At 48.7% G+C, this 12,081-nt stretch carries 11 protein-coding genes; 6 read left to right on the top strand and 5 right to left on the bottom strand.

Features of this window, described 5'->3' with window-relative positions:
• The first annotated feature begins 8 nt into the window (after positions 1-8).
• From upp to Q1A40_RS03970, 3 genes are all read left to right on the top strand, one after another.
• Complete coding sequence (upp, locus tag Q1A40_RS03980) at positions 9-635, top strand: uracil phosphoribosyltransferase (protein ID WP_299998142.1); 627 nt, start codon at positions 9-11, stop codon at positions 633-635.
• 81 nt (positions 636-716) lie between these two features.
• A complete protein-coding gene (uraA, locus tag Q1A40_RS03975; RefSeq protein ID WP_299998141.1) occupies positions 717-1,994 on the top strand; it encodes a uracil permease in 1,278 nt (425 codons plus the stop codon).
• A 355-nt stretch (positions 1,995-2,349) separates the two neighbouring features.
• Complete coding sequence (locus tag Q1A40_RS03970) at positions 2,350-3,051, top strand: DnaA inactivator Hda (protein ID WP_299998338.1); 702 nt, start codon at positions 2,350-2,352, stop codon at positions 3,049-3,051.
• A gap of 35 nt (positions 3,052-3,086) precedes the next feature.
• On the opposite strand, the gene Q1A40_RS03965 is transcribed toward Q1A40_RS03970, so the two are convergent.
• Positions 3,087-4,247: a pyridoxal phosphate-dependent aminotransferase gene (locus Q1A40_RS03965; protein WP_299998140.1), complete on the bottom strand. Its 1,161-nt coding sequence runs from the start codon at positions 4,245-4,247 to the stop codon at positions 3,087-3,089.
• Positions 4,248-4,512: 265 nt separating this feature from the next.
• Here Q1A40_RS03965 and mtnC point away from each other — a divergent pair, with 265 nt between their 5' ends.
• Complete coding sequence (gene mtnC / locus Q1A40_RS03960; RefSeq protein ID WP_299998139.1) at positions 4,513-5,196, top strand: acireductone synthase; 684 nt, start codon at positions 4,513-4,515, stop codon at positions 5,194-5,196.
• Positions 5,193-5,735, top strand: a complete 543-nt coding sequence (locus Q1A40_RS03955) for an acireductone dioxygenase (RefSeq protein ID WP_299998138.1) — start codon at positions 5,193-5,195, stop codon at positions 5,733-5,735. The genes mtnC and Q1A40_RS03955 overlap by 4 nt, the downstream gene beginning before the upstream one ends.
• Before the next feature lie 58 nt (positions 5,736-5,793).
• Here Q1A40_RS03955 and Q1A40_RS03950 read toward each other — a convergent pair whose 3' ends face one another.
• The 3 genes from Q1A40_RS03950 to mtnA all read right to left on the bottom strand — a co-directional run bounded on the left by Q1A40_RS03950 (position 5,794) and on the right by mtnA (position 9,267).
• The gene (locus Q1A40_RS03950) at positions 5,794-7,179 is read right to left on the bottom strand and encodes a PepSY domain-containing protein (RefSeq protein WP_299998137.1); all 1,386 of its coding nucleotides are present in this window, start codon (positions 7,177-7,179) and stop codon (positions 5,794-5,796) included.
• Between the two features lie 210 nt (positions 7,180-7,389).
• Positions 7,390-7,833, bottom strand: coding sequence for a DUF2946 domain-containing protein (locus Q1A40_RS03945; protein WP_299998136.1), 444 nt, complete (start codon positions 7,831-7,833; stop codon positions 7,390-7,392).
• 411 nt (positions 7,834-8,244) lie between these two features.
• Positions 8,245-9,267, bottom strand: a complete 1,023-nt coding sequence (gene mtnA, locus Q1A40_RS03940) for an S-methyl-5-thioribose-1-phosphate isomerase (protein ID WP_299998135.1) — start codon at positions 9,265-9,267, stop codon at positions 8,245-8,247.
• Between the two features lie 233 nt (positions 9,268-9,500).
• Between mtnA and mtnK the strand changes: the two genes are divergently transcribed.
• Complete coding sequence (gene mtnK, locus Q1A40_RS03935; RefSeq protein WP_299998134.1) at positions 9,501-10,700, top strand: S-methyl-5-thioribose kinase; 1,200 nt, start codon at positions 9,501-9,503, stop codon at positions 10,698-10,700.
• Positions 10,701-10,778: 78 nt separating this feature from the next.
• On the opposite strand, the gene Q1A40_RS03930 is transcribed toward mtnK, so the two are convergent.
• Positions 10,779-12,017 carry an LVIVD repeat-containing protein gene (locus Q1A40_RS03930; protein ID WP_299998133.1) on the bottom strand — a complete coding sequence of 413 codons (1,239 nt, stop codon included), beginning with the start codon at positions 12,015-12,017 and terminating at the stop codon, positions 10,779-10,781.
• Between the last annotated feature and the right edge of the window lie 64 nt (positions 12,018-12,081).

The raw sequence follows: 12,081 nt of genomic DNA, 5'->3' as shown, positions 1-12,081 counted from the left end.
GAAAGAGCATGAAGATTGTGGAAGTGAAACACCCACTCGTCAAACATAAGTTAGGCCTGATGCGTGAGAATGACATCAGTACTAAGCGCTTTCGTGAACTCGCCTCAGAAGTTGGCAGCTTGCTGACTTATGAAGCTACGGCGGATTTAGTAACTGAAACCGTTACTATTGAAGGTTGGAATGGCCCGGTCGAGATAGAGCAGATCAAGGGTAAGAAAATTACCGTAGTACCTATTCTGCGTGCTGGTCTTGGCATGATGGAAGGTGTATTGGAAAATGTGCCTAGCGCGCGTATTAGTGTTGTGGGTGTTTACCGCGATGAAGAAACGCTTAAGCCTGTTCCGTACTTCCAGAAACTGGTTTCTAATATAGAAGAGCGTATGGCATTGGTTGTTGACCCGATGCTTGCGACCGGTGGTTCAATGATAGCCACCATTGACCTGTTGAAAAAAGCAGGCTGCGTCAGTATCAAAGTCCTGGTACTGGTTGCTGCGCCGGAAGGTATTGAAGCGTTAGAGAAAGCGCACCCTGATGTTGAACTGTATACTGCATCGATTGATCAGGGATTAAACGAACACGGGTACATCATTCCAGGCCTCGGTGATGCAGGCGATAAGATATTTGGTACCAAGTAATTCAAGCCGACTAAGAAGTCGGCTTTTTTTTGATTTCTATAACAACAACACTTGTCGTAATAATACTTAGAGGAAAGCATCATGGCCCGCCGCGCTATCGGGGTAAGTGAAAGACCACCACTATTGCAAACGATTCCGTTGAGTCTTCAGCATCTGTTTGCGATGTTTGGGGCTACCGTTCTGGTTCCCATTCTGTTTCAGATAAACCCCGCTACTGTACTGCTGTTTAACGGTATTGGTACGTTGTTGTACCTGTTCATTTGTAAGGGCAAGATCCCCGCCTATCTGGGGTCTAGTTTTGCCTTTATCTCTCCGGTACTGCTGCTGTTACCACTCGGTTATGAAGTCGCCCTGGGCGGTTTTATCATGTGTGGGGTGTTGTTCTGTTTAGTCTCTCTTATCGTTAAAGTTGCCGGTACTGGCTGGCTTACCGTGATGTTTCCCCCTGCGGCAATGGGGGCGATTGTCGCGGTTATCGGTCTGGAATTAGCAGGCGTGGCGGCAAATATGGCTGGCTTATTACCTGCAGATGGTGTCGCCCCTGATGGCACAACCATTTTCATCTCGCTAGTGACACTAGGCGTAACCGTATTAGGATCGGTATTATTCCGTGGGTTTATGGCTATTATTCCGATTCTTATCGGGGTATTGGTCGGTTACGCGCTCTCCTTTGTTATGGGCATTGTGGATACCACGGCAATCCGTGAAGCCCATTGGTTTGCTTTGCCAACCTTCTATACACCACGCTTTGAATGGTTTGCCGTTTTCACTATTCTGCCGGCAGCCTTGGTCGTTATTGCTGAACACGTCGGGCATCTGGTGGTGACGGCAAATATCGTTAAAAAAGATTTGCTCCAGAATCCTGGTCTGCACCGTTCTATGTTTGCTAACGGTATTTCAACGGTGTTCTCAGGCTTCTTTGGTTCAACCCCCAATACCACTTATGGTGAGAATATTGGTGTTATGGCCATCACTCGTGTTTACTCAACCTGGGTTATCGGTGGGGCGGCGATTTTCGCTATTCTGCTTTCCTGTATTGGTAAGCTGGCCGCAGCGATTCAGGTTATTCCGGTGCCGGTGATGGGCGGTGTTTCTCTGCTGCTGTATGGGGTCATCGGAGCGTCTGGGATCCGGGTATTAATTGAGTCTAAAGTTGATTTCAGTAAAGCCAAAAACCTGATCCTGACATCAATTATCCTGATTATTGGCGTCAGCGGCGCGAAAATTCATATTGGTGCCGCTGAGCTGAAAGGCATGGCTCTGGCAACCGTGGTTGGGGTTCTTCTTAGTTTGCTGTTCCATGTGATTAGCCTGGTCATTCCGGAAGAGGAAGTATTGGATGCGCATGATGCTGACTAACGCATTGCTCTGACCTTGAATGATGGCAGGGATTTGTGATTTTACAGGTCCCTGGTTATCAACAATGATAATACAGGTTATATATCCAGCGGCTCGGGTGTTGTCTGCACCCAGCCCGCCGAATCACAGAGTTTATCTGTGCTCATCAACGGGCTGAACTGGGAGCCTACAAGCAACTCGAATTATTTTGGCTATAAAATCAAATCATTGCTCCGTATTTCCTCTCTCGCGAATAAAACCCCGACATTTTTCTCTTGCTGCAGAATCTACCTTATATTGTGTTACATGCTTCGAAAGCGCCTGGATTCTGTGGTAGACTTCCGTGGGTTTTCTGCCTGTTATGGTTGAGGTAATTCTGAATACGCCAGCGCAACTTTCGCTGCCACTTTATTTGCCCGATGACGAAACCTTTGCCAGTTTCTGGCCGGGTGATAATCCTTCTTTATTGGCAGCGCTCCATGCAGTGCTTCGTCAGGAGCACAGTGGATATATCTATTTCTGGTCGCGGGAAGGGGCGGGTCGCAGTCATTTATTACATGCAGCGTGCGGGGAACTCTCTCAGCGAGGCGATGCAGTAGGTTATGTACCGCTGGACAAACGGACGTGGTTTGTACCTGAAGTGCTTGATGGTATGGAACAACTTTCCCTGGTATGTATCGATAATATTGAATGTATTGCCGGGGATGAGCCGTGGGAAATGGCTATTTTTAATCTCTATAATCGTATTCTTGAGTCAGGCAAAACCCGATTACTGATAACCGGTGACAGGCCCCCTCGCCAGCTTAATCTACAGCTACCCGATCTTGCTTCTCGCCTGGATTGGGGACAAATCTATAAATTACAGCCTTTGTCGGATGACGATAAACTTCAGGCGCTCCAGTCCAGAGCCAGACTACGTGGGTTTGAGCTACCCGAAGATGTTGGCCGTTTCTTGCTCAAACGTTTAGACCGGGAAATGCGGACCTTGTTTACCACGCTGAATCAGCTCGATCACGCTTCTATTACCGCTCAGCGCAAGCTCACTATCCCTTTTGTGAAAGATATTCTCGGACTCTGATCCTCCCCATCGTTTTACGACAGGGAGAGCTTTGATTACAAGGTACGTAATCTTTCTGCTGCGGCGTCCAGCGTAGCTTTTTGCTTGGCAAAACATAAACGGATCAGCTTATGGGGGAACTCTCCCTCACAAAAGACCGACAGAGGGATCGCGGCAACGCCGACCTCTTTAGTCAGCCACTGGCAAAAACTCACATCATCCATATCTGAAATGGCACTGTAGTCTGCGAGCAGGAAGTAGGTGCCTTCGCATGGCAAAATTTTTAACCGGCTGTCAGCGAGAGCGTTGATAAAACGGTCCCGGCGGGCACGGTAAAACGCGGGTAATTCAAGGTAATGTTGCGGATGTTCGCGTAACATATCGGCGATGGCAAGCTGAGCCGGCGTATTCACAGAAAATGTCAGATACTGGTGTACTTTACGCAGCTCCGCACTCAGGGCGGCTGGTGCGACACAGTAACCCACTTTCCAGCCCGTCATATGAAAGGTTTTACCGAAAGATGATACGGCAATTGCCCGTTCACGCAGTTCCGGGTGGGCAAGTACACTGGCATGTCCCTGGTCATCAAAACAGATATGTTCGTAGACTTCATCACTCAGCACATAAATCTCTTGCTCAGCAATAGCCTGCCACAGAGAAGCAAAATCACTTTTCTGCCAGACAGTAGCAGAAGGGTTATGTGGCGTATTAATAATCACCAGGCGAGTTCGTGGACTCAGGAGTTCACTAAATGCCTGCCAGTCTACGCGGAAATGGGGTGGACTTAGGGTTATGCGCTTCATCACCCCGCCTGATAATGCGACGGCCGGGGCATAGCTATCGTAGCTCGGATCGAAACAGATAACCTCATCACCGGGACGAACCAGTGCGGTAATTGCTGCATAGAGTGCTTCAGTCGCCCCTGCGGTCACCGTAACTTCGCTGTTTGCATCTGGCTGATAGCCGTAGAGTGCTGCCGTTTTTTCCGCAATCGCTTCACGCAATGGCTGTACGCCGGTCATAGGCGCATACTGATTGGCCCCCTGACTCACATGGTGGGCCAGGCGCTGCTGCAAAAATTCCGGACCGTCAAAATCAGGAAAACCCTGAGAAAGATTAATTGCCTGATATTGCTGCGCCAGCATACTCATCTGAGTAAAAATGGTGGTTCCGAGCGCCGGTAATTTACTTTCGGGCGCGAAAGATGAATGACTCATGGTGTGGTGACCTTACAGGGAATACATTGATATCTGGATGTTATCAAAACTATAACACGATGTTATCTGGCATTTCGTCAGAAATACTGAGCAAGTAGTGCTTAACCCTGCTACGAAAAGGCAATTTATTGAGCCTAGCCCTATTGCTATAACTGCCCTGGCAATGGAATTCCATTAAATGTCTGTTAAAGAGAGAAGACTTTCTGCTTAGCTTTTGATAAAAGAAGGTAAAAAAGTCAATGCTGTTCTGCCTGCTGGAGAAACTATGATTCGCGCTATCGTCACTGATATTGAAGGTACTACCACGGATATTCGCTTTGTTCACAATGTATTATTTCCCTATGCCCGTGAGAGACTGGCGGGATTTGTCCGTGAGAATCAGAACGATATTCAGGATATTTTAAATAACTTACGCGCTGAAATAGATGAACCCCAGGCGGATACTGAGCGCTTGATTGAAGTGCTGTTTGGATTTATGGACGAAGATCGTAAATCGACCTCACTGAAGGCATTACAGGGTTTTATCTGGCGTCAGGGCTATGAGCAGGGCGACTTCACGGGGCATCTTTATGCTGATGTCCTGCCAGCACTGCAGGCCTGGAAGCAACAGGAGGTTGGATTATATATTTACTCTTCTGGCTCTGTTGCATCGCAAAAACTGCTAGTGGGTTACAGTGATGCCGGTGATATTACTGATTTGTTCAGCGGCTATTTTGATACCCATGTCGGTGCTAAGCGCGAAGTGCAGTCATATCGTAATATTGCTGAGCAAATCGGCCTGCCACCCGAGTCGCTGTTGTTCCTGTCTGATATTTATCAGGAACTGGATGCCGCTGAAGCTGCCGGCTGGAATACTTTGCAGTTAGTCCGTGGCGAGCCTGATGACGTTAGCCATCATCAGCAAGTAAAAGGTTTTGATAACATCAATCTGGAGTCGATTTCTTCATGAGTGCATTAACCATTTTTACCGATACTGAAGCCCATGAGCCTGTCTGGCACAGCACTGATGCAGAGGCTATTCGTGAGCAACTGAATGCCAAAGACGTGCGTTTTGAGCGCTGGGAAGCCAATCAGGACTTAGGAAAAGATCCTGCTCCGGAAACGGTGATCCAGGCTTATCAGCACGCGATTGATAAGCTGGTGGAAGAAAAAGGCTATCAGAGCTGGGATGTTATCAGTATGCGTGCTGATCACCCGCAAAAAGAGGCCTTCCGTACCAAGTTTCTGGCTGAGCATACCCACGGTGAAGATGAAGTTCGCTTCTTTGTGGAAGGGGCGGGGCTTTTTTGTCTGCACCTTGACGGTAAGGTTTATCAGATCTTGTGTGAAAAGAATGACCTGATCTCTGTTCCGGCGGGAACACCGCACTGGTTTGATATGGGTTCTGAGCCAAACTTTACCGCTATTCGTATCTTTGATAACCCGGAAGGCTGGATTGCCAATTTTACCGGCGATACGATTGCTGAAGCTTATCCCAAGCTGCCATAGCAAAAAATGCCATTAAGTCTATGATGATGGCCGCAACACCGGGTGTTGCGGCCATTTTTTATCTGGTTATACGGCGCTTCTGTCGCTGCCAGCGTAATAAATCAATGAAGATAAATATCAGCAGGCTGATGCCCATGACGGGCAGACAAAATCCCAGTACCAGCGGAATGAACAGGGAGAACATTTTTAATCCCGGTGACAGATTTATCCAGGCATGGATAAGCGTACTGGCCGCTTGCGGAGTCGGTGCTGCCGGGCGACGTAGCCACCACATCCGGTATCCCAGTACTATCATTACGCAGACACCCAGACCAAAAGCGATAAGCAAAATTTGGTTTGGCAGGCCAAACAAGAGCCCCATATGAAAATCGATACCCCAGCGAGTCAGCTTGGCGGCCAACGGATATTGCTCAAAAGAGACCTTATCGACAAGCTGCATATTGTGTGGATCGATAGCAACGACATCCACCTGTGAAGGCCAGTGTGCTTCTCTTTCACTCACTGTCCAGGCGTGATTTGCTGTTTTAGGTGCGCGGATTTCAACATTGTTGGCATCGACGCCAGCCAGTCGTGCGGCAGCCAGGACATTCTCCCAGAGGGCATTATCCGGATTGTTTAACACACTCGGACTGACTGGCATATGATGTTCTGCATGTGGATCGTGTGCCTGGTGGTGGTGTGCAGCAGGGACTTCCAGCGTGGTGCGAACCTGGGGTGTCAGCCAGTTAAATGCGGCACGCATACTGTCGATATTGCCCCCGGCCCACTGAGACCAGGTCAGACCGGTAGCAGAGAACAGTAGCAGGCCTGCCAGTAAAAATAATCCCAGCGTAATATGCAGACGGCGACTGGCAGCCAGGCCACCTCTGGGTTTACGCCGCTGGCGTTTCGGGCGGCTTGACCACCAGAGAAATATGCCCCCGACAGCGGCAACCCACATCCAGGACGCAGCGAGTTCGCTATAATTGCGGCCGAAATCTCCCAGTAACAAACCACGATGGATCTGGTCGATCCACATTCTCAGAGGCAGAGAACCACTGCTTCCGTAAACTGTATGGGATCCCAGGATCTGCAAGGTATAGGGATCGACAAAAACAGCGCTGGACTCCGAGGCACCGAGGTTGGCATCAACAAACTGAACCCTTGTGCTATCAGCCGGGCCGGGGGCCGGACGCACTGCATAAATTGTTTCATTCTGGCCGGCATACCGTCTGGCAGCATCGATTTGCTGCGACAGCGATTTCGGCTCTCCGGTTGGCTCAACTTTTAACTCATAGGCATAGAGTATTTTTTCGATCTGTATGCTGGATACATAGAGAGCCCCGGTCAGTGCAGCAATAAAAATAAACGGACCGACAAACAGTCCAATATAGAAATGAAGCCGACGGAAAAATTCCAGTGTGGCTGCTCGTGTATTCCGTTGAGTGATATTTTTTTCAGGCATGGGTTATCCTGTGCCAGGCACATATATAGCGGTCATACTTCAAGTTGTCCGGGGCTGCCTGCGTCCAGCCTGTCTAATCACATAGTTTATCTATGCGCATTACCTGGCTGAACTTGGCGCCTACGGGTAACCTGAATTATTCAGGGTATGACTTGAATGTCACATAGCGTCCAAAATTAATCAGAGCTAAATTTTAATATGAAATAAATATCAAATAACGGGTGGAGCACGCGGTTGGGCACTACTTGCGAAATAAACGAGGGGAAGAAGGCAATATATAATCGGCGGCGGTGTACGAGAAGAAATCAGTAACAGCCAAATAAGGGGGACGAAGAGCCAGACAATCAGCGGGCAATGAATCAGAAGCTCGCAATACCCACAGGCAAAGTCTCCTGCCATAGTGGTACTGCCCATCATATGATGGCCGCCGTTCTCAGCGTGGTGGTCGTGATGTCCGGCTGTGTGAGCGCTGTGGTTATGGTCTGCGACAGCATCATGAGCCACAGAACTGTGCATCAGATGCGTTTCAGTGGCATTTGCCTGCCATTGCACCAGGTTTTTTGAAACTTCCGGAGCAAGAAACAGCATCAGTATTGCCAGAATAGCAATAACTGCGGGTGTACTACGCTGCGACAGGCCGTACAGTGAGAGCAAACTAAAAACCCAAAAAAATAAATTAACTGTTGGTTATGTTAACGAATCTTCTGGTAAATATAAAATATTCTTATCGTAAATTAGATATTCATCTTCATTATTTTGACGATAAATTAATATTCACCGCAAATGCAACAATTCATTAATAATATTTAAACAAATTATATTCTTCAGGTGAAAGGCTTAAAAATAAGATTAGCTATTGGGCTACTCTTATCGGAATGATATGACTTCAACGTGCCTGAGAAATCAATCGTCCGCCTAAAACGACAGCATAACGATTGAATGTTCCCAATTGAGAGGCCGTTTCCCCTCTTTTCAGTTGGCTAATATTCTGTTTTTGCGAACCTGTCTGGCCGGTAACACCTTGTTTTCATTTCAGCATCCTTGTGATTATGTTTGTAAGGTCGATTATTTGGGCTGGAATATACCCGCTCTGACTTGTTCTGGTGTAACCACTCCGGTATCCAGCACCCAGCCGCTGATAAGTGCTGCCGGAGTGACATCAAAGGCCGGGTTATACACCTGAGCATTGGCAGGCGCCCACTGAACCTCACCAAAACTGCCTGTGACGCCTGTTACTTCACGCGCGGCACGTTGTTCAATCGGAATCGCCTCTCCTGACGGGCAATGGCTATCCAGCGTGGTATTGGGTGCTGCAACATAAAACGGGATCTGGTGATAATGTGCCAGTACTGCCAGGCTGTAGGTACCGATTTTATTGGCTACATCACCATTCGCAGCAATACGGTCAGCGCCGACCCAAATTGCATCCACCTGTTTTTTTGCCATCAGAGTGGCGGCCATTGAGTCACAGATTAACTGATAAGGAATACCGAGCTCCCCCAGTTCCCAGGCGGTTAATCTGCCACCTTGCAACAATGGACGAGTTTCATCCACCCAGACCTGTTCAACTCTGCCCAGGGAAAAGGCGCGTTGAATAACACCCAGCGCCGTACCGACCCCTGCCGTGGCGAGACCGCCAGTATTGCAGTGAGTCAGCAAACGGCTACCTGGCTTAACCAGGGCAGCGCCTGCATCAGCAATATTGTTACAAAGCTGCTTGTCTTCTTCTACCAGGCGTAAAGCTTCTTTACCCAGCGCCGTGACAAAATCAGGCTGTGCCAGCGCCAGTTTCATTTGGTCGAGGTTATTCATCAGATTAACCGCAGTCGGTCTTGATGCCCGCAGAATTTCTAGCGCGCTTGCCAGTTGTTGCCGTGATTGTCCATTTTCGGCAAGTAATGCCAGTAACAGGCTGGCAGAAAGGCCAATCAGGGGGGCTCCGCGAACACTCAGGCTATGAATATGCGCAACCAGTTGCTCGACGGTATGGGCGGGAAGCCAGTTTTGTTGCTGGGGCAAGGCTTGCTGGCAGAGGATCCACAGTTGATTCTGTTTAACCTCAAGGCTGGTGGTTTTTAAATTTTGCATTGATGCGGATTCCATATTGCGTTATTGCGGTATATTGTGCCAACATGCCTTCCAGATGTATAGACGTCTATACCCGTCACGCTTCAAGTTACAGATGCGTTGGCTGCGTTCACTTACCCGAATCACTTACTTTAGTAAGTTCATCGGAATTCGTTCGCTTGCCGCTTTTCTGTCACTCGAATTATTTTGGTGGGTCTACAGCAAAGATGACTTTATTGATAAGAGGTTGCTCAATGTCCCAATATCGCACGTTTACTGCTGCAGATGCAGTGGCTTATGCCCAAAAATTTGGCGGGCTGGATAATCCATCGAGTCTGGTGGACGCGCAAGAAGTGGGGGATGGTAATCTTAATTTAGTGTTTAAAATTTTTGATACCCAGGGTATCAGCCGGATTATTGTTAAGCAGGCGCTACCTTATGTACGCTGCGTCGGAGAGTCCTGGCCCCTGACCCTCGATCGTGCCCGCCTGGAAGCCGAAACCCTGGTGGAACACTATAAGCACAGTCCACAACATACGGTTAATATTCTCCATTATGATGCAGACCTTGCTGTGATGGTGATGGAGGATCTGTCCAATTACCGGATCTGGCGCGGCGAACTGATTGGCGGTAAGGGCTACCCGCAAGCTACCGCTCAACTGTCGGAGTATCTGGCACAAACCCTGTTCCATACTTCCGATTTCTGGTTGCACCCGCATGATAAAAAAGCGCTGGTTGCCCGTTTTATTAATCCGGAAATGTGTGAAATAACCGAAGACCTGTTCTTTAATGACCCCTACCAGCAACATGAGCGTAATAACTACCCTGCGGCGCTGGAGTCACAGGTTGCGGCTTTACGCACGGACAGCTCGTTAAAGCTGGCCGTAGCCCAGCTGAAGCACCGTTTCCTCACTCATGCAGAAGCCCTGTTACACGGTGATATTCACAGCGGTTCCATTTTTGTCGCCGAAGGCAGCCTGAAAGTGATTGATGCTGAATTCGGTTATGTCGGCCCGGTAGGTTTTGATCTTGGTACCGCAACAGGCAATCTATTACTGAATTACTGTGCTTTACCTGGTCATTTTGGCCCACGTGATGCGGCCAGCTACCGTGAGCAGCGCTTAGATGATATTCGCGTTTTGTGGTCTACCTTTGCAGAGCGTTTTGCCACCCTGGCACATAACAGTACTCGTGACAGTGCGCTGGCAACTCCGGGCTATGTTGAACTGTTTCTGGAGAAAGTCTGGACTGATGCCATTGGTTTTTGTGGTACAGAGCTTATCCGCAGAACGGTAGGCTTATCACATGTTGCCGATCTGGAAACGATCCAGGATGAAGAGATGCGCCTGGCTTGTATCAGTTCGGCGATAGAATTAGGTCGTTTTTTGATTTTGATTGCCGGACAGATAAACTCTGTGGACGAATTTATTGCCCGGGTTCGTCAGAAGAGCTAAGACAAAGGGCCTTCTCAGAGAGAAGGCCCTTCAGATTGCAGACAAAGAAGGAGAAAGGTGGTTTTTCCTTCTTTCTTGTTAACCCAGATATTCAATAATCGACAAACCGCCGTTATAGTCGGTGCTGTAGATGATGCCCTGGGCATCAACAAAAACATCGCAGGACTGAATAATCTGTGGCCGTCCCGGCCGGGTATCCATCATTTTTTCAGGTGCGGCAGGAACCAGCGCGCCGGTCTCAACCGGACGATAAGGGTTGGAGATATCATAGGCTCGCACCCCGGCATTCTGGTAAGTGGCAAAAATTAACGTCGAGCTGATAAAACTGCCGGGTCTGTTTTCATGCAAATTATGCGGACCAAAGTGTGCCCCTTTCGCCACATAATCTGTTTCATTAGGCTGCGGGAAAGTCGAAATACTCACAGGATTTGCCGGATCGCGAATATCAAACAGCCAGATCAGTTTTTCTCCGTCCTCTTGATTATCCAGCACGGCTTCATCCAACACCACCAGTAAGTCTCTGTCCGGTAACGGTAGCGCTGTATGTGTCCCGCCGCCAAATGGCGGACTCCAGTTTTTATGGCTGATAAGCTTCGGCTGACTACGATCGGCGATATCCAGCAACGTCAGTCCACCATCACGCCAGCTGGCATAGGCGGTATCCCCGTTAATAATCGCATGGTGCAGAGCATAACGCTTGCCCTCCTGCCAGTCGGGTTGTTCACCTGCGGCGGTATTCATACCGGGTAGCCACCAGTTTCCGGCAACTTTAGGGCTACGCGGATCGGCGAGATCGATAGTCAGAAAAATATAATCGCTGAAACCGTCGATTAAAGCGGAGACATAAGCCCAGCGCCCGCCAACATACCAGCAGCGATGAATACCAATGCCTGTTAATGACAGAAAGCTGATTTCACGCGGTTGCTCAGGCTGAGAGATATCAAAAATTCGTAGTCCTGCGCTCCAACCCTTATCGGTAACATCACTGACGGTTTCACCGACCGAGCGCGTGTAATAGACTTTTTCATCGGCAAAACGGGTATCGGCAAATAAATCACGAGCATTGATAACCAGCAATAAATCATCATGTGTTTGCAGATGAATATTCCAGGTTCCCGGGGGAGCGGGAACAAAGCCCACCGCCTTTGGCTGTCTGGGATCGCGAACATCAACAATTGAAAATCCCTGCGATACCATATGGCCAATGTAGGCATAGCCCCGATGTACCATGACCTGCACACCATCTGGTTTTCCACCCTGATCGCTGTGACTAATCAGACGCATATTGTGGCTGTATTCGGGTTGTGGCAAGCCCATCGCTGTCTCCTGTGAATGAAGAGTAAAAAAGGGAAATAAACCCGCTTATTTCCCTTTAATTTGT

The sequence above is a fragment of the uncultured Cedecea sp. genome (assembly GCF_947498825.1).
GTDB lineage: Bacteria > Pseudomonadota > Gammaproteobacteria > Enterobacterales > Enterobacteriaceae > JGM124.
This window is presented reverse-complemented; position numbering and strand designations above follow the sequence as displayed.